The sequence below is a fragment of the Paraclostridium sp. genome, assembly GCF_051656405.1.
GTDB lineage: Bacteria > Bacillota > Clostridia > Peptostreptococcales > Peptostreptococcaceae > Paraclostridium.
The window spans coordinates 19,500-38,697 of sequence record NZ_JBOGBV010000007.1 but is presented as its reverse complement, the minus strand read 5'-3'; the positions used below and the strand labels follow the sequence as shown (position 1 = coordinate 38,697).

The window sequence follows — 19,198 nt, the reverse complement described above, 5'->3', positions numbered from 1 at the left end:
CCGCCCCTGGAAAGGGACGAGTTATTACTCGCGTTACCACCCTAATTTTACAAATGTATATAATTATCCTACATTTGTAACACTCTTTCAATATAACGGTATTTAACCGGCTCAGCTTAATAGATTTAATCGTTCAGCCTGCAGCTTAGGAGTGATCTTCATTTTTATAAATTTATTGGTTCTCAGCTTCTCCAACTCTCTGTAAAATTATCTAAAAACTACTCTCTCCATCATAGCATTTATTATAATATTAGTTTATATGTATGAAATTTTATAATAAATTGTTCAAATAGTCAATATATTTTTACTCTAAAGCATCTGATAATTCTTTTTGAAGCTCAGCTATTCTTTGAACTCCATTTTCATCTATGTCTGAGAAAATATCATCAACACTTCTAATTTCGTCTTCTAATAATGATTTAAATTTATTTCTAAATATCTTGAACTCTTTAACTATAGAGTCATATTCTTTTCTTATTTCAATAACTCTATTATTAGACTGTCCTATTATTTGTCTTGATCTAAGTTCAGCCTCTTCAACTATTATCTTAGCTTTTTTATTTGCAGCACTACATGTATCCTCAGCTGCAGTTTGAGCAGTTATAAGTGTTGCCTTTAACGTTTCTTCTATGTTTTCAAACTTACTTACTTGTTCTTGGTACATTCTTATTTTGTCTTTTAATTCCAGGTTTTCTCTATATACGTTTTCGAAGTCTTCTTTTACTAAATCTAAAAATTCATCTACTTCATCTTCTCTATATCCACGTATACCTTTTTTAAATTCTTTATTTTCAATATCCACTGGAGTTAGCATGTATTCCCCTCCCTATATTATTAATTTTGCTTTTAATTTCATTTTTCCTTTTTTACTTATATCTCCTATATCGGCTATTATGACTCTACCTTTACCTCTTACTGATATAAGAGCATCCCGTTCTATTGTTTTTGATGTAGATATTATTTTTTCATAATCAACAAAAACTTTTTCTGTATTTATAAGCTTCAAACTTTCTTGTCTAGAAATATTGTATATCCCACTTATCAAGCAATCCAATCTTTGTGATGATACAGTTAATGATATTTCTTTGTATTTAGGTTTGGAATATGCTATATCATCTTCGAGAATTTCCTTTACCTTAACACTATTTCTAGCAACTTTTTCTAAATTCATAATAATAAAATCTGAGATATCTTTACTTACGATAACCTGACAAAAGTTATCATGTATATTTATATCCCCTATTTTTTCTCTTTTTATACCTAGACCCAGTAAAGAACCTAAATAATCTTTATGCTTTATCTCTTTAAATTTAAAATTGCCCTCTATTTGTAACACTTTTATAGGTGATTGTACATCTTCATATTCCATATAATAAGGAAATATTGTAATAACTCTTCTTTCAGCTTCTTCAAAGCCTCCATCAACCCTATATTTTATATCGTCGAAACTATTTAATATTGATATAGAATTTTTTATTTCATAAGGATTTAGAAAATCAGTATACTTAATATCGTAGCTTTTGATACAAGAATATGCTTTATCTATTACCTTAAACATCTTATTTTTTAAATCTATATCTTTAATATGATTTGTTAATGATACCTTGTCCATAATTTAACCTACTTCTAATATTTTAAAATATATTTATTATTAACATTCTTAAAAATTGAAGTACAAATAGCGCAATTATTGGAGAAAAATCTATTGGACCTTCAATATATCTAAACATAAAGTTTCTTATAGGCCCTTCTATAGGCTCTGTTAGCATACCTATAATATCATAGATTTTTGACTGTGTAGCTCCTGGAATCCATGACATTAATGCTCTTATTACAATTGCAAATTGAACTATGTCTGTTAAAACTAATAAAGAGTATTCTATCATTTCAATTCTTACTCCTTTTTATTTATTTATTTTGCCATGGGAAAAAAGCTTTACTTTCTAACTCTTTCTTCATGTTAGCATCTATATCTACATTATTAGGTGCTAATATAAATATTGCCTTAGATACTTTTTGTATACTTCCATCTAAAACATATACAGCTCCATTCATAAAATCAAATATAGATTTACGAGTAACTGCATCATCTAAATTTTCTAAATTAACTATTACAGCTCTTCTTTGTTTTAATTGATCAGCTATAGATGTAACCTCTTCATATTTCTTTGGTTCTACTATGACAACTTTCATTTGTCCTGCTGTATGTATATTTACTATTTTATTGCTTTTAGGTTGAGCTATAGATCCAACTCCATTACTTAAATCTTCTGATATCTCTACTTCTTCCTCAATCTCTTCTATCTCTTCATCCATGAACTCGTCTTCTACTTCATCTGTCATCCAATCTTTTATCTTACCTATGAAACCATTTCCCATTATTAACATCCTCCATTATATATATTCATTATTTTTTATTATAGTTTCTTTGTCCAAATATAGAAGTTCCAACTCTAACAAATGTTGCTCCTTCTTCAATAGCTATCTCAAAGTCATTGCTCATCCCCATAGATAGAGCTTCCATAGACACATTATTTATATTTTCATGTTCTATTTTGTTAGCTAAATCTTTTAATCCCCTAAATACGGATTTTATTAAATTTTTATCATCTGTATTTGGAGCCATTGTCATAAGCCCCTTAACTCTTATATTTGGATAATTATTTGATATATTTTTTATAAAATCAATAGCATCTTCTTCAAGTATGCCGTGTTTACTTTCTTCCTTAGATATATTGACTTGTATTAAACAATTTATTTGTCTATCTATGCTTTGAGCTCGTTTTTGAATCTCATCACATAATGATAATCTATCTATAGAATGTATCATATATACTTTATCAATTATATATTTTACTTTATTGGTTTGCAAACTTCCAATAAGGTGCCATTTTACTCTATCACCTATTACTTCATATTTTCTAGCTAATTCTTGTGGCTTATTTTCGCCTACGTCAGTTACTCCACATTCTATAGCTTCATTAACTGCATCTATATCTACAGTCTTTGTTACAGCTATTAATTTAACTTCATCATTACTTCTATCGGAAGTTTTACAAGAATCATTAATTCTTTTTTCTATATTAATTAAATTAGATTTTATAGAGTTCATTTTATCACCTGCTTTTACTAATTTTTTTACCTCTTGGGTTTAATATCACTTCATCATAAATACTAATACTTTTTACTCCATTTATATGATTTTTGTAATAGTCAATAACTATATATTCTTCACTCTCATAAAAAGTTCCTTGTAATTCTACAAATTTCTCTTCTCCTGTTTCAGAAATTACGTAGACACCTTTTTTACCATCTACTTCTACAAATGCATCTTTAGGAACCTTTAAGCCTTCTGTTGACTTATATATTATATCAAATTCTTTTACTCTTGTATCGCAAATTTCCATATTTTGTTCGCTTATAGCTAATATAGCAATGTAGTCATTTCCATCCTTATATATATCATATACATTTGCATTTATTTTTTCAACGTCACTAGATAGAATTATTTTTTGTCCTACATTTAATTTTTTTATTTCTTTTTCATTACAGCTTATAGCTACATATTGCTTTAGATTGTTTACTATCCTTGCAACAGGTTCACCTTTTTTTACTTCTCCATCTTTCTTTATGTCTACATATTCTTCTTTTGTACTTTCTATATCTTCTTTTTTCACTTCTCCAATATTTTCTAAGTTAAATTTTTTCTCATTGTTATCAAACTTATATGAGATAATACCTGAGTTTTTTGCCTTAAATAATTGTGAGTTATCTGCAATTAGATTTGAAACTTTTTCTGCTTCATTTTCTTTATCTTGTAATGTCTTACTATTTAAATCACTCCCTATTATTTCATTTTTATCTTTTAGAAGTTTAGATATTTTGTTTAAATCACTATCTATGTTTATATCTCCATCTAATAAATTGTTTTGTAAATTTAAACTCAGTTTTTTTATACCCTCATTTATGTTTTTTATATCCGATTTTACTATCTTTGTATTTCCTGATTCTATATCTGATATATCTTGTTTTAAATCTTTTAGCGTACTTACCGTTTTTTCATCTACATTACCATTGTAGATGTATGCTACTTCATCACCTTTTTTTATTTTATTACCTTCTTTAATACAGTATTTTACTTTTCCATCCATACTACTTTCCAATAAATATTCATCTCTAATTACTAGTCCCTTTTTCTTGAAACTTTCTCGAACAACTTGATTTTCTAAAACCAAAGTATCTGCATTTTTTTTAATTATACCACTAAGTATATTTGATAATACGTATATACATATAAATATCAAAATCAACTTTGTATAATTAAATTTTAATTTTCTCAATACATATCCCCCTAAAAATAAATATAATACTATATTTATTTCTTCAATATAAATACAACTCCTCTTACTTTTTAAAAAAACTTAAAAGGTACATACCTTGGTATGCACCTTTTTTTATTTATAAAATAATAGTTATTATATTTGAACAACCATCATTTATTATTTTTTGTAAAGTTTTTTGTATCTTAACTCTTACATCATCTGGCATCATATACAATTTACTTTGTAATTGATCTTTTACTAAGTCATGTAATGATTTTCCAAACATATTGTATTCCCATATTTCATTTGGATTTTCTTCGAAACCTTTTAGTAAACTTTCTAGCATCTCTTTACCTTGTTGCTCTGTTCCTACTCCAGGAGAAATTTCTGTAGATATGTCAGCTTTGATCATATGAATAGATCCAGCTTTTGCTCTTAATCTAACTCCATATTGTTTACCTTGCTTAACTATCTCAGGAACATCTAAAGTAAGTTCATCGATAGTAGGTGCTACTAACCCATAACCTTTCTCTCTTACATCAGTTAACGCTTGTTCTACCTTTTCATATTCTGTGTTAACTTTAGATAATCTAGTTACTAGGTTTAATAGTTCATATTCACCATCTATTTTAAATCCACTCTTCTCTTCTAAAACATTATAGAATAAGTCCTTTTTAGTTCCTAAATTTATGCTTACTACACCTTCTCCTAATTCTACATTGTCAACTTGAGTTTCATCTAAGAAATCTAAACTTTCAAATCCATCTATTATAGAATTCACATCTCTTATAACTCCAACCTCATTTATACTGTCTTTTATAGCACATATTATGTTATTTTTTATCCAATGATTTTTTTCTAATCCTTCTATCCATTTAGGGAAGTTTATATTTATTTCATTTATAGGGAAATCATATAATACATTTTCCATAACTTCTTCCACATCCTCTTCATCCATAGCCAAAACATTTAATGGTATTACAGGCTTATCATATTTTTCTTCTAATTCTCTTTTTAATTCTAGAGTTGACTCAGCATATGGATCTAATGTGTTTAACACTATTACAAATGGTTTTTTAAGTTCTTTTAACTCATTTATTACTCTTTCTTCAGGTATAGAATATGATTTTCTATCTATTTCAGTAATACTTCCATCTGTAGTCATAACTATTCCTATTGTAGAATGGTCTCTTATAACTTTTTTTGTTCCTATTTCTGCTGCTTTTTCAAAAGTCATAGCTTCATTAGACCATGGTGTAGATACTAGTCTTTGTTTACCATCCTCTTCATGACCTAAAACTCCATCAACTATGTACCCAACGCAATCAACCATTCTAACTTTCATTGAAACATTTTCTCTAATCTTTATTTCTACACCATCAGCTGGAACAAATTTTGGTTCAACAGTCATAATTGTTTTTCCTGAACCACTTTGAGGTATTTCATCTTGTGTTCTTTCTCTTTTAAATTCATTTTCTATATTAGGTAAAACTAATAATTCCATGAATTTTCTTATAAATGTAGATTTACCTGTTCTAACAGGTCCAACTACACCTACATATATATCCCCTTGAGTTCTTCTTGCTATGTCCTCATATATATTATTCATCTATAACCCTCCTGCATACAAATTCTTAATAAAGTATATTTTAATCTGCAGGTTAATATTACAAAAATTAAAAAAAAACTAGATTTAATAATCTAGTTTTCTTTTACTACCTCTTCAACTTCATGCGTTTTATTTCTCATCATTAGCTCATCTACAACTTCATCTGGGTTCGACCCATTGTGAAGAACTGAGTAAATAGCATTAGTTATAGGCATTTCTATATTTAATTTTTTTGATACATCATAAGCAACTTCTGTTGCTGTAATTCCTTCTACTACCATTTTAACTTCTTTCAAAGTTTCTTCTAAGGTTCTTCCTTGTCCTATAAGTATTCCAGCTCTTCTATTTCTACTATGCATACTCGTACATGTAACAATTAAATCTCCTATTCCTGACAACCCAGAAAAAGTAGGTGATTTAGCTCCCATAGCAATCCCTAATCTGCTTATTTCACGTATTCCACGTGTCATAAGAGCTGCCTTGGCATTGTCTCCATATCCTAATCCGTCACATATACCTGCTCCAAATGCGATGATATTTTTCAATGCTCCACCTAATTCAACTCCGACAACATCAGGGTTTGTATATACTCTAAATTTAGGGCTCATGAACGTATCTTGGACTTTTTCAGCAGTGCTTAAATTTTCAGATGCTACAACTACAGTTGTAGGTATATCTCTTGAAACTTCCTCTGCATGTGATGGTCCAGAAAGAACAACATATTCACATTCTGGTATTTCTTGTTCGCATACTTCAGAGAGTCTTAACCCAGTCCCTTTCTCTAAACCTTTTGCAACATCAATTAATATCTGATTACTTTTTACAAACGGCTTAATTTGCTTACAAATACTTCTTATAGCTTGAGAAGGTACAGCTAAAACTATCATTGAGCTACCTGTTACTGATTCTTCTATATTTGTTGTAACTTTAATATTTGTTGGTATGTTTACACCTGGAAGATAATCTCTATTTTCTCTATTTTCATTAATTAAATTGCATTGGTCTTCATTTAAAGTCCACATAGAGACATCATAGCCCTTTTTAGCTACTACTAATGCTAATGCTGTCCCCCAACTTCCAGCTCCTAATACACAAATTTTTTCCATACAAACACCACCTAAATATACTTAAAGTATTATTTTTTTTCTCCTATTTTTCTTTCTGTTCCATTTAATAATCGTTTAATATTTGCTCTATGTTTAAATATTACTGATGCTGATAAAAACAAAGTAACTGCTAATCCTTTATAATTTCCTATAAAAAACATTATTATAGGAGATGTACATATACCAAGTACTGATCCTAAAGAAACATATTTTGTCACGTATACAATTAGTATAAAAAATGCGAAACAACTTAAAGCTATCACAGGGTTTACAGCTATCATAGCGCCTAAAGAAGTAGCCACTCCTTTTCCACCCCTAAACCCTAGATATATAGGCCAGTTATGACCTATTACAACAAATACAACTGCTATGTAAGATGCTGTAGCTACATCTGTATGAGCTATAGTGGCTATTACCTTTGCTATCAATACAGCTATTACACCTTTTAACAAATCTCCTACAAATGTCAGTATTCCAGCTTTTTTCCCTAATGTCCTAAGAACATTTGTAGATCCTGCATTTCCTGAACCTTGGGTTCTTATATCCACACCCATCATTCTTTTTGCTATTATATATGATGTCGATATACTTCCTATAAAGTACGATACTAAAATAATAATTAGGTAATTAATCATTTCTTCCCCCCTAATACCTATTTTCTTTTTTCTCTATAGTCAAACCATACAGGTGTACCTTCAAATCCAAAGTTTTCTCTTATCTTATTTTCAAGATATCTTTGATATGAGAAGTGAGTAAGTTGCTTATCATTTATAAATAATGTAAATTTAGGTGGTTGTGTTCCAGTTTGAGCTCCATAATATATCTTAAGTCTCTTCCCTTTATCTGAAGGAGGTTGGTTAAGAAGTACAGCTTCACCTATTACATCATTTAATGTTGATGTTGGAACTCTCTTAGCATGTTCTTCAGCTATATAAGTTACTGTTTCTAATATTTTGTTCATTCTTTGGTTTGTTTTCGCAGATACGAATACTATAGGTGCATACGCCATGAACGGGAATTTTTCTCTTATAGTTTTTGTATATATACTCATAGTTTTATCATTTTTTTCTATTAAGTCCCATTTATTTATTACAAATAAACAAGCCTTACCTTCATCATGTGCAATACCTGCTACTTTTGTATCTTGCTCTGTTACACCTTGTTCTGCATCTATTACAATAAGAACTACATCCGCTCTATCTACTGCACTCATAGCTCTTATTACACTGTATTTTTCTACATTTTCATATATCTTACTTTTTCTTCTAAGTCCTGCTGTATCTATTAAAAGGAATTTATTATCTCCTTTTTCTAAATAAGTATCTATAGCATCTCTAGTTGTTCCAGCTATAGGGCTTACTATAACTCTTTCCTCACCTAACATATTATTTAATATAGAAGATTTTCCTGCATTAGGTTTACCTGTTATAGCAACTCTTATTATATCTTCGTCATACTCTGTATCTAATCCTTCTGGGAAGTTAGCTACAACTTCATCAAGTAGGTCTCCAAGTCCCATACTATTTGCACTAGATATTGCAAATGGAACCCCTAATCCTAACTCATAAAAATCATATACATTGTCAAATTGAGTTTGACTATCTATTTTGTTTACTACTAATATTACAGGTGTCTTAGTTTTTCTAAGTATTTGTGCTACTTCTTTATCTGCTGCTGTAAGACCTGCTTTCCCATCAACAACAAACATTATAACGTGAGCCATATCCATAGCAAGCATAGCTTGATTTCTCATTTGAGATAATATTATATCATCACTATTTGGCTCTATCCCTCCAGTATCTACAAGTGTAAAATATTTGTTTAACCATTCTACCTCTGTAAATATTCTATCTCTTGTTACTCCTGGAGTATCTTCAACTATTGATATTCTTTTTCCTGCTAACTTATTAAATAAAGTTGATTTACCAACATTAGGTCTTCCAACTACTGCAACTACCGGTCTATTATCGTTCATAATAACCTCCCTCTCTATTTCAAAATCTTATCAACAAAGTCTTTACCTTCATTTAAGCAAGGTACAACTTCAATATTCATAGTATTTTGTAATTCTTCTAGTGTAATATTATCTAAAAATATTTCTTCATCTGCTTTTAACATACTTCTTGGTATATATAAAGTTTGTCCTAAGTCCTTGTCCTTTAACTGATTTATTATATCTGTAGCTGTTATAAGCCCCGATACAGTTATAGTTTCTCCGAAGAAGTTATTTACTATCTTGTAAACCTCTATCTCTACTCCTGGGCATTTATTCATTATGCAACTTGCCATATTTTTTATAAATTCATATGCAGAGTGTCCCGTAGCTATAGAAATTTTCTTTTTAGAATTTATCTTTTCATCCGAAATAGTTTGTAGATAGTCATGAATTTCTCTTTCTAACTTGCTTATCATACCTACTCCATTTTCGAATTGTATAAAGCCTTCATAATCGTCATAATCTAATAATTTTTTATTTGCCATTATATAAAACTCATCTGATAGGAATATAAATCTTGTTCCTAGTTCACCTAGATATTTTTCTTGTAATTTATGAACTAACTCTATAGTTTCTCTAGCAGTTTGTTCATTAAATATTTCTAAGTTTGGTAGATGGTCTCTGTGTTTAGTTATTCCTACTGGCACTGCTGCTGCACTATTTACATACGGATATAGTTTCGTTAAATCAGATACAGTTCTTTCTAATTCTTCTTTGTCATTGTAACCTGGACATAAAACAATCTGGCAATTCATTTGTATCTGAGCATCAGCTAATCTTTGCATTATTTCGTAAAGCCTTCCAGCAAACTTATTTTTAATCATTTTTTGTCTAAGTTCTGGATTTGTAGTGTGAACAGATATATTAATAGGACTTATTCTATATCTAATTATATTATCTATATCTTCTTCACTCATATTTGTTAAAGTTACAAAATTTCCTTGTAAAAATGATAATCTTGAATCATCATCTTTAAAATAAAGTGTTTCTCTCATACCTTTTGGTAATTGATCTATAAAGCAAAATACACATTTATTTCTACAACTTTTAGCTTTATCTATTATAGGATTTGTAAATTCAATTCCTAAATCTTCATCATAATCTTTTTCTATTTCATACACATATATTTCATTGTTTTTCTTTTTTATTTCTACTTCTAAGTACTCATCACTTAGCAAGAATCTATATTCTATTATATCATGTATCAGTTGATCATTTATAGAAATTAACAAGTCTCCAACTTCTATTCCTAGTTCCCAAGCGATGCTATCTTTGTATACTTTACTGATTATATTATTTGTATTTTTTACATTGACTTCCATAAATTTCACCACTTTTCTTTTATAAGTACATCACATTATATTACCACGTTTTCTTTAAAATAGTCAATAAAAAGGTACCTTTAAAGGTACCTTTAATGCTTCACTACGATTAGAGTTCCATGATATACATCATGAACCATACCTCCCATAGTTTTAGATATTATTAAGCCTCTTTCTTGAAGCTCTTTTTCATCTTCTGCATAAAAAACAGGAATATTAGCCGATTTCATTTCTTTATTTGTAGTAATTATAGCTAGTGTTACGTCAGTTATCCCTACATTCATGTTCTACACTCCTTTTTGTTGTTTTATATTAAACCTTTTAAGTGCCCAATTATTTCCTCTAGAGCTCTCAATTATAGGTGTACTTTTAACTGCTGCTATAAGCTGGTTTATATCTTTCTCAATAGGTATATATGGCATTACTAAACTTTCATTTTTAGGATTCCTTCTCAAAAGTGGAACAAAGTCAGGTTCATCCGGAGTTCTCATTATTCCTAGTCTTGAGTATGCTATATTAGCTATTGTCTGTCTTTGACCTGGACTTAATATTATACCACTATTTATGTAATTTCCATCTTTAGGTATGATTTCTACTGCTAGTCCATAATCTAAATACCTTTGTCTTGAAGATTCTAATCCTATATTGGATATTACAACATCATTTACTTTTAATAGTGGTCCGTCAAATGATATTTTAGCCGGAATAACCTCAGCTATAGCTCCTATACTTTCTCTTACAAATAGTTTTTTAAATATCAGCGCTAATGCAAGCCCTGCTGCTGCCCCTAAGAAGATACTTCCTCCTTCTCCTACATAAAGCTCCGTCTTAGATAAATGATACACAGCTGACGTCGTTAAAGCTGTAAGAATGCAAGTATAACTTCTAACTTCATATGTTAAAGCAATTTCTTCAATAAACCCAGCTCCACGTTTTACTAATAGAGCATCTTCCATATCTGTCAAAGACTTTCTCTTACTATGTCTAACTTGTCTAAATTGGCTAGCTGCAAGTGATAAAAATGTAATTGATGTATATGATTTTTGTATTAAAGCAGGGACTAACATCGCTCCTAAAGCTGACCCTATAATAGCTAAAACAAGTTGTGATACTAACATATTTGGTTCTGTTGGATATTGTTTTCGGTCTGTTTTTAATGTTATGACCCTTGAAATAATCCCAATGACTATACCAATTATAAATATACTTTTCATTTACTCACCCCTTAATTTTGCTTGTTCTTATTTTTCTTTCTATATGCATTGTTATTTCCTTTTGAACTATCCAATATAGGTGCACTTTTTATAGCTTCTACTGTTAAATCAACATCTCTAACTAGTGGAATATATCCAAAGTTAACAGAATTATCTTTGGGGTTTGTTCTTGCTATAGGTATAAATTCTGGCTCATCAACATCTCTGTCTATTCCCATATGTAAATATACGTTATGTAGCATAGCTTGTTGTTGAGCTGGGTCTCCTATTATACCAGCAGATACCATATCTTTTGGCATAACTTTAAGTCCTATACCCTTTTCTAAATATCTTTGCTTTGATGTTTCTAGTCCTATATTGGTTAAAACTACCCCTCCTACTTTTAATAATGCTCCATCAAATTCTATCGGTACAACTTCTACATCTACAATATCCTCTAAACTTTTATTTGCTAGTATTTTTTTAAATATATATCCAACTATACCTGTTGACACAATTGACGCTATAGTACAAATAATAAAGTTAACTTTAAAGGTATTAAAAGTTATTATAAATGCTATAGATGCCGCTAATGATGAAAAAATACTAAGATAGTTTCTAACCTCATAATTTTTGGATACGTCATGAATATAAGTAATCCCTTTTCTAATCAACTCACTATCATCTATATTTGATAATGTTATTTCCTCTTCACTCGCTACTTCTTGAAATTGTTGTATACCTACTGCTAAAAAAGTAAGTGCTGCAAATTCTTTATCTAATAAAGCTGGGAATGCTACAGCTCCCAATGCAGATGCAATAAATGATAAAATAAGTTGTTCTATATAATCTTGAGGTTGAGTTGGTTGTTGTTTATTAACTATTCTTAAAACTATTAGTCTTGATAAAACACCTAAAACTAAAGCTACCCCAAATGCACGTCTAAATAATGTAGCATCATCCATATGTTATCCTCCTTTTATTTTCACTATATTTATTGTGTGCAAAAACAAAAAAAAATTTCCTTAATTAAGGAAATTTTTTTTTGGTATTGTAACTGTAAATTCAGTTCCTATATTTAATTCACTTTTTACACTTATAGTTCCATTTAAAGATTTAACTATATGTTTTACTATAGCAAGCCCTAACCCGGTACCACCTACATCTCTACTTCTAGCCTTATCAACTCTATAGAATCGCTCAAACACCCTGTCTTTATCTTCTTTAGATATTCCAATTCCATTGTCTGAAACTTTTATAAATACCTCTTCATTACTTTCATATACACTAGTCTCTACAAAACCTCCATCAGGAGTATATTTTATAGCATTGTCTATTAAATTTAAAAATATTTGTTTAATATAATCTCTGTTAGAGTTTATAAAAATCTTCTCATCATCAAATTTATATTTCAATTCAATATTTTTTATCTTGGCAGAGTTAATCGTTAACTCATAAACTTCTTTAAATACATTTAGTACCTCTACATTTTCAGATGTTATAGTATCTTTATTTTCTATAAATGAAAGTAATAATATATCGTCTATAAGTCTTTTTAGTCTATCCGATTCTGTTTCGATTATTCCTAAGAATCTATCTCTCATATTTTTATCTATATTTTCATTTATTCTTAATGTTTCTACAAATCCACTTATAGATGTAAGAGGTGTCTTTAACTCATGAGTTACATTAGCAACAAAGTCACTTCTCATATTTTCTAACTTAACTCTTTCAGTTATGTTTTCTATGTTTATTATAGAACCAATGATAACATTATTACTGCTTTGAAGGTATATAGGGTCTAGTTTTATATTATATACTATATCTTCATCATTGGTAATTTCTTTCATTTCAGTTTTCTTTGATCCTATAAATTTAGAAATTTCATTTAATATTTTATAGTCTTTTATAACGTGATGTATATTCTTACCTTCTATAGTTTCAATTCCATCACTTTTTATTATTTTTTTTGCTTCTTCATTTATCAATAAAACATTTCCATTTATATCAATAGCTAAAATACCATGCGATATACTTTTTACAATAGATTTTAATTGTAAATTTTTGTATTGAACTTCTTGAATCGTAATATCTATTGTATCTATCATATCATTAAAATTATCAACTAGTTGCCCTAATTCACCTTTTGCTGATATGTTTATTTTTGCATGGAATTCTTTGTTACTTATTTTTTTTGAAACAGCTATAAATTCTTGTAAGTAATTTCTTAGATTTATAGCATATCTTATTGAAATTATAGAAACTATAATTGATACTAAAACAATTAAAAAGTATATGCTTATATTATCCATGTTAAAACGCCCCTTAATCTATTTTATATCCTATTCCTCTAATAGTTTCTATATATTTTTCTTCTTCACTAGTTCCTTCTATTTTTTTTCTTAAATATCTTATATGAACATCTACAGTTCTAGTTTCTCCATAGTATTCATATCCCCATATTTTATCTAATAAGTAGTTTCTAGATAAAACCTTTCCTTTGTTTTCTAGTAAAAGTCTTAAAAGTTCAAATTCTTTAAGTGTTAAATCTATCTTTTCAGTGCCTTTAATTACCTCATGCTTTTGTAAATTTACTTTTAAATTTCCTATACTTAACACCGTTTTATCACTATTGTCATTATTAACATTATATCTTCTTAAAACAGAGTTACTTCTAGCTAATAACTCTTTTACACTAAATGGCTTTGTTATATAATCGTCAGCACCTGAATCTAAGCCTTCTACCTTGTCGTTTTCAATATTTTTAGCTGTTAGCATTATTACAGGTATATTTTTTAAATCTTTATCACTTCTAATCTTCTTTAAAAGGTCTATTCCACTTATATTTGGAAGCATCCAATCCAATAATATTAAGTCTGGCATTATTTCTTTTGCTTTTATAAATCCATCAAATCCATCGTAAGAGTAATGAACCTCATAATCCATAGTCTCTAAGTTAAATTTTAAAAGCTCTACAATATGCTTTTCATCATCTATAACTAACACTTTAGTTTTCATCTTAAGTTAGCCCCTCTCTACTTTACTTCAAGTATCATACCTAGCCTTTTTGTTGTTTGATTATGTTTTCTATATGAATGAAACTTATCACTATTACAACTAGTGCATATGTTTAAATTAACTATATTTTCTTTTTTCACACCATAACTTGTCAATATTAATTCATTTACTTTCCATAAATCTAGATAGTACTTGCTTTCTTTAATTATATAAAATTTTTCATCTCTATTTGTAATAATTGTGTTAAATTTTTCAATTAAATCTTTAGATACCTCATAACAACACGGTCCAATTGAAGGTCCTAATACACAAATTAAATCTTCAGGGTTTGTTCCATAAAGCTTTTCCATATTTTCAATAGATTTTTGAGTTATTTTTGAATATGTACCTCTCCATCCTGCATGGCAAAGTGCTACAGCTTCCTTCTTCGGATCTACAATAGCCACAGGAACACAGTCTGCAACAAAAACTAATAATGGAGTTTTCTTCAAATTTGTAACTAAAGCATCCCCTTCTTTTATTTTTCCTATATCTTCTTTTTTTATTATATTTACTATATCTGAGTGAATTTGTTTATTATTTGTTAAGTTCTCGAAATTCATATTTAGCTCTTTACAAAGATTTTCTTTATCAGACTTTGATGCCATATCAATATTTATATTAGAAAATGCTAAGTTAACAAAATCACACTTTTTATCAAATCCTTCAAATCTTATATAGTTTTTCATACTCAATCACCTTTTTTCTGTTAGTATATTTTTAAGCTCTTTAACAAATGTATTTATATCTTTAAATTGTCTATATACTGATGCAAATCTTACATACGCTACTTCATCTACATCTTTTAATTTATCCATTACCATCTCACCTATCTTTTTGCTTTCTATTTCTGATAGATAAGTCTTATTTATTTCATTTTCTATGTAATGTATTATTTCTTCAACTTGTTCTATTGAAACAGGCCTTTTTTCAGAAGACTTCAATATACCATTTTTTATTTTATTTCTATCAAAATATTCTCTACTATTATCTTTTTTTATAACCATAATAGGAGTTAATTCTATTTTTTCGTATGTAGTAAATCTCTTTTTACAAGATTCACACTCTCTTCGTCTTCTTATAGATTGACCATCTGTATGTCTTGAGTCTATTACCTTTGATTCTTTATAATTGCAGTAAGGACATAACAAAGCCTATCCCTCCTTTTTTCTTATGTCTTTTATATATTAAATTCATCTAAACTATGATCTTGACCTTGGTTTACTATAATTGTATCACATCCTATTTTTATTATATCATTCCAAAAAACAACTTGCCCATCATAATTTCTAGAAAAAAAGTTCATACCTCCATCACCTTCAATTGTGAATGATAAAATTTTTCCTTCATTAGTATCCATCTCTATATCTGTAATAAATCCCATTCTTTTACCATTTTTAACATTTATTACTTCTTTATCCATTATATCAGAAATTCTAATCATATTATAATCTACCTCCTCTTAAAAATAAATATGTACAAGAATAAAAAAAAATGACCATACTGGCCATTTTTAATTATTTTTTAATTCTATCATACTTATAAATTTTTCAACTAATTCTGGATCAAACTGACTTCCTGAACATTTTCTAAGCTCTTTTATAGCTTCTTCATGACCTTTTCTATTATTGTAAGGTCTATGAGATGTCATTGCATCAAAACTATCTGCTATAGATATTATTCTAGCCAAATATGGAATTTCATTTCCTTTTAAATTATCTGGATACCCTCTTCCATCATATCTTTCATGGTGATGTTTTATAGCTGGCAATAATTCTTCAAATGCTTTTACATGCTTTATTAAATCCACACCCAATTCTGGATGTTTCTTTAGCATATCATACTCTAAATCAGTTAGACTTCCTTTTTTATTTAATACTTCTTCTGGAATTTCAATTTTACCTATATCATGAAGATAAGCTGCTAGTTTTAAACGAAGCTTATCTTTTTCGTTAAGATTTAAATAGTTTGAAAACCAGCCTAGATATATAACTACTCTTTCTGTATGTCCATATGTATATCGGTCTTTTTTATTTATCATATTTATAAGTCTTTTTAATGAATTAGCTGTTTCTTCATCTATGTATATGTGATCTGAAATCTCTTCTAAAACACTATAATATACCTCTACCCTGTTTTTATTAAGTGATTTAGCCCTATAAAGAGCATCATCTGCAGTATTTATAAACTGATGCTTATTACTTGCCCTCAGCGGATATGATGAAACCCCTATAGATATCGTCATGTTTTTATTTGGTTGATTTTCTTGACCATAAAAATATGTATTTTCTATATTTGTTCTAATTCTCTCTCCAACTATTATAGCATCTTCTTCCACAGTATTTGGAAGAATTACAGCAAATTCTTCGCCTCCATATCTTGCTACAATATCATGTTCTCTTACACTTTCTTTTAAAATTTGACCTACATCTTTCAAAACAACATCCCCTGCCTGATGTCCATTTATATCGTTGTAATTTTTAAAATAATCAATATCCATAAACAGCATCGAGATTGATGTATTTTCACTATCAGCACACTCCATTAGCGTTTCTAATGATTCTTGAAAATATCTATGATTATATAAACCCGTAAGTTCATCTACATTAGCTAGATTTTGAAGTTCTTTACTATGCTCTTTTTCTATATTAACGTACATTCCTAGTATCCATGACGTTACAAAAAAAGCGCTTACTATAACTATATCAATTTGAAAATAATTTGTTATTAATTCTTTAGCTGGTTCTTGAAGATGAGCGCCAAATTGTATTGATAATACATCCACTCCGCAAACTAATATAGAACAAATTATAGAAACAATCATAGCATAGTTTCTTCCAAATTGTATTGCAGATATTATAATTATAAAAATATATAGAAATTTATAAGGACTTTCTTCTTTACCTGTTGACATTATTATAACTGTACATATTAACATTAATAAAATTGTTTCTATGTTATCTCTAGATTTTGCTGGATTATCTATAAATTTATATTGTCTCTTTGATAACCATATAAAGTAAACTATTAAAAGTATTATTATAGCAACTATGTATATGTAAAATAACATATAGTTATAACTTTCTATTCTTGTATAGGAACTTATCATAGCTACCATTCCTAAAAGCATGTATATAACTTTTATTATTGCTAATATTTCAAATACTTTTTTATTCCTTATATTTTCAAACTCATTCATTCTTTTCTCCTAAATTTCCTTTTTAATTAATAAACCATAAGGATATATCCTTATGGTTTATTTAAAATTACTCTTCTCTTAAAGATTTTGGCATTTCTGGTTCAAAGAATACCATAGTACACATTGTAGATGCAGAATTTCCTAAATTCATTGCAAAATCTGAGAATAAATTTGCTAAAAAGTTCATAGCTAATCCCCCTTAAATATTTTTTATTTAAGAAAACAATCTAATTTTAATATGATTGTTTCTCCTAGCTTAGTTATCGCTACTGTTTGTAATATAATCCCTAATTCTATACAATATACAAACATAGCTATGTCACAATTTGAAATTTTAGTTAATCTAACTATTAAAAGTAATATTATGATTACAATAAAAGCATTAAGTCTATTGAATAATTTTTTTCTAAGTTTGTTTCTAGTTTCTTCCTTCTTTAAAGGCTTATTTTTTGTTCCAACTGGAGCCTTTTTATAAAAAATATAATAACATGATACAACACTTAATACACTGAAAATATATATAAAATTGTACCCACAATATTTATTTAAAAAAACATAAATATATGTGAAAATTAATGTTGTTATAATACCTATTATCAAACATCTATTAGGAGAGGTTGCATGAACTCCACCTGAAAACTTTTTCAGGCTAGATGCAGCAATAGAAATTAATAAAACTTCTATCGTTTTTCCTATTATTATTCCTACTAAAATTGTAGCTATGTAAGCCAATATAGTGTGTACCCAAATAAATAATCCGTAATTCATAACTTGTATTTCTTCATTACTCTTATTTGCCTTTTCACCTATTTTGTTTGAAATATTATATGAAATTTTTTCTATAATAGCCATAAGTTTACCCCTATATGTTTTTGCTTATTTTTTTAGTTACTATATTTAATCCAATAATTAATAAAATAAATATTAGTAATGATGGAAGTGATAATATCGCGCTGTTAATACTCGTATTATTTGTCAATATTTGTGTAGGTATTTTTAATATTTTATCTGCAATCACCATATAAATACCTTCACTAATTGCTAAACATATGTATATCTTTGATACATTTATTATAGTTGGTATAATCTGTTGGTTTTCAAACCTATAAAAAATCATTCCTATCACAAACATACTTAAAACGGTATGTATTCCAAAGCTTATAGGTAACATTCTAATACATGTTAATATTACTAAGTAAAACAAAGAATTTCTAATAGTATTTTTTAAATTAATATTTAAGTTAAATAAAATGTATCCAGATAAAATTAAAAAAATACTTTCTGGAAAACTTCTAATTATTACATATGATAATGATGAATTTAACATTCAATTCTCCCTCTTCACTAATATTATCCACTACGAATTATACCATATTTTACATATTTTTACAATT

Annotated in this window: 23 protein-coding genes and 1 other annotated feature; all 23 genes read right to left on the bottom strand. The window is 28.2% G+C overall.

The window, feature by feature from the left end; all coding sequences use genetic code 11:
* Window positions 1-9: 9 nt before the first annotated feature.
* Window positions 10-243 (bottom strand) — a binding site (T-box leader).
* Window positions 244-304: 61 nt separating this feature from the next.
* The 23 genes from ACRDDE_RS01400 to ACRDDE_RS01290 all read right to left on the bottom strand — a co-directional run bounded on the left by ACRDDE_RS01400 (window position 305) and on the right by ACRDDE_RS01290 (window position 19,131).
* The gene (locus ACRDDE_RS01400; protein ID WP_438625027.1) at window positions 305-814 is read right to left on the bottom strand and encodes a DivIVA domain-containing protein; all 510 of its coding nucleotides are present in this window, start codon (window positions 812-814) and stop codon (window positions 305-307) included.
* Between the two features lie 12 nt (window positions 815-826).
* Window positions 827-1,612 carry an RNA-binding protein gene (locus tag ACRDDE_RS01395; protein ID WP_438625026.1) on the bottom strand — a complete coding sequence of 262 codons (786 nt, stop codon included), beginning with the start codon at window positions 1,610-1,612 and terminating at the stop codon, window positions 827-829.
* 22 nt (window positions 1,613-1,634) lie between these two features.
* On the bottom strand, window positions 1,635-1,886 hold the full coding sequence (locus ACRDDE_RS01390; RefSeq protein ID WP_021429989.1) for a YggT family protein: 252 nt from the start codon (window positions 1,884-1,886) through the stop codon (window positions 1,635-1,637).
* 22 nt (window positions 1,887-1,908) lie between these two features.
* Window positions 1,909-2,379, bottom strand: coding sequence for a cell division protein SepF (locus ACRDDE_RS01385; RefSeq protein ID WP_021430031.1), 471 nt, complete (start codon window positions 2,377-2,379; stop codon window positions 1,909-1,911).
* Window positions 2,380-2,407: 28 nt separating this feature from the next.
* Entirely contained in the window at window positions 2,408-3,112 is a 705-nt protein-coding gene (locus ACRDDE_RS01380) for a YggS family pyridoxal phosphate-dependent enzyme (RefSeq protein WP_195947806.1), read from the bottom strand.
* Between the two features lie 4 nt (window positions 3,113-3,116).
* The gene (locus ACRDDE_RS01375) at window positions 3,117-4,340 is read right to left on the bottom strand and encodes an HlyD family efflux transporter periplasmic adaptor subunit (protein ID WP_438625025.1); all 1,224 of its coding nucleotides are present in this window, start codon (window positions 4,338-4,340) and stop codon (window positions 3,117-3,119) included.
* A 118-nt stretch (window positions 4,341-4,458) separates the two neighbouring features.
* On the bottom strand, window positions 4,459-5,931 hold the full coding sequence (gene spoIVA / locus ACRDDE_RS01370; RefSeq protein WP_021433867.1) for a stage IV sporulation protein A: 1,473 nt from the start codon (window positions 5,929-5,931) through the stop codon (window positions 4,459-4,461).
* A gap of 92 nt (window positions 5,932-6,023) precedes the next feature.
* On the bottom strand, window positions 6,024-7,037 hold the full coding sequence (locus ACRDDE_RS01365; RefSeq protein ID WP_438625023.1) for an NAD(P)H-dependent glycerol-3-phosphate dehydrogenase: 1,014 nt from the start codon (window positions 7,035-7,037) through the stop codon (window positions 6,024-6,026).
* 29 nt (window positions 7,038-7,066) lie between these two features.
* Window positions 7,067-7,672, bottom strand: a complete 606-nt coding sequence (plsY, locus tag ACRDDE_RS01360) for a glycerol-3-phosphate 1-O-acyltransferase PlsY (RefSeq protein WP_438625022.1) — start codon at window positions 7,670-7,672, stop codon at window positions 7,067-7,069.
* A 17-nt stretch (window positions 7,673-7,689) separates the two neighbouring features.
* Window positions 7,690-9,012, bottom strand: coding sequence for a ribosome biogenesis GTPase Der (der, locus tag ACRDDE_RS01355; protein WP_220796398.1), 1,323 nt, complete (start codon window positions 9,010-9,012; stop codon window positions 7,690-7,692).
* 14 nt (window positions 9,013-9,026) lie between these two features.
* A complete protein-coding gene (locus ACRDDE_RS01350; RefSeq protein ID WP_438625021.1) occupies window positions 9,027-10,355 on the bottom strand; it encodes a DUF512 domain-containing protein in 1,329 nt (442 codons plus the stop codon).
* 92 nt (window positions 10,356-10,447) lie between these two features.
* The gene (locus ACRDDE_RS01345) at window positions 10,448-10,639 is read right to left on the bottom strand and encodes a capping complex subunit for YIEGIA (RefSeq protein ID WP_021429980.1); all 192 of its coding nucleotides are present in this window, start codon (window positions 10,637-10,639) and stop codon (window positions 10,448-10,450) included.
* Between the two features lie 3 nt (window positions 10,640-10,642).
* Window positions 10,643-11,569: a YIEGIA domain-containing protein gene (locus tag ACRDDE_RS01340; protein WP_438625020.1), complete on the bottom strand. Its 927-nt coding sequence runs from the start codon at window positions 11,567-11,569 to the stop codon at window positions 10,643-10,645.
* Window positions 11,570-11,580: 11 nt separating this feature from the next.
* Window positions 11,581-12,513 (bottom strand): YIEGIA domain-containing protein, encoded by a 933-nt coding sequence (locus ACRDDE_RS01335; RefSeq protein WP_438625019.1) that lies wholly within the window; start codon window positions 12,511-12,513, stop codon window positions 11,581-11,583.
* A 60-nt stretch (window positions 12,514-12,573) separates the two neighbouring features.
* Complete coding sequence (locus ACRDDE_RS01330) at window positions 12,574-13,860, bottom strand: HAMP domain-containing sensor histidine kinase (protein ID WP_438625018.1); 1,287 nt, start codon at window positions 13,858-13,860, stop codon at window positions 12,574-12,576.
* A gap of 13 nt (window positions 13,861-13,873) precedes the next feature.
* Window positions 13,874-14,566: a winged helix-turn-helix domain-containing protein gene (locus tag ACRDDE_RS01325; protein ID WP_438625016.1), complete on the bottom strand. Its 693-nt coding sequence runs from the start codon at window positions 14,564-14,566 to the stop codon at window positions 13,874-13,876.
* A gap of 17 nt (window positions 14,567-14,583) precedes the next feature.
* Window positions 14,584-15,294, bottom strand: coding sequence for a peptidoglycan editing factor PgeF (gene pgeF / locus ACRDDE_RS01320; protein WP_438625014.1), 711 nt, complete (start codon window positions 15,292-15,294; stop codon window positions 14,584-14,586).
* 6 nt (window positions 15,295-15,300) lie between these two features.
* The gene (gene nrdR / locus ACRDDE_RS01315) at window positions 15,301-15,756 is read right to left on the bottom strand and encodes a transcriptional regulator NrdR (RefSeq protein WP_247012049.1); all 456 of its coding nucleotides are present in this window, start codon (window positions 15,754-15,756) and stop codon (window positions 15,301-15,303) included.
* Window positions 15,757-15,785: 29 nt separating this feature from the next.
* Window positions 15,786-16,049, bottom strand: coding sequence for a YlmC/YmxH family sporulation protein (locus ACRDDE_RS01310; protein WP_021430001.1), 264 nt, complete (start codon window positions 16,047-16,049; stop codon window positions 15,786-15,788).
* A 69-nt stretch (window positions 16,050-16,118) separates the two neighbouring features.
* A complete protein-coding gene (locus ACRDDE_RS01305; protein WP_438625013.1) occupies window positions 16,119-17,804 on the bottom strand; it encodes a bifunctional diguanylate cyclase/phosphohydrolase in 1,686 nt (561 codons plus the stop codon).
* A 67-nt stretch (window positions 17,805-17,871) separates the two neighbouring features.
* Complete coding sequence (locus ACRDDE_RS01300; RefSeq protein ID WP_150886970.1) at window positions 17,872-17,991, bottom strand: cyclic lactone autoinducer peptide; 120 nt, start codon at window positions 17,989-17,991, stop codon at window positions 17,872-17,874.
* 23 nt (window positions 17,992-18,014) lie between these two features.
* Window positions 18,015-18,656, bottom strand: a complete 642-nt coding sequence (locus tag ACRDDE_RS01295; protein ID WP_438625012.1) for an accessory gene regulator ArgB-like protein — start codon at window positions 18,654-18,656, stop codon at window positions 18,015-18,017.
* Window positions 18,657-18,666: 10 nt separating this feature from the next.
* A complete protein-coding gene (locus ACRDDE_RS01290; protein ID WP_438625011.1) occupies window positions 18,667-19,131 on the bottom strand; it encodes a hypothetical protein in 465 nt (154 codons plus the stop codon).
* Window positions 19,132-19,198: the final 67 nt, after the last annotated feature.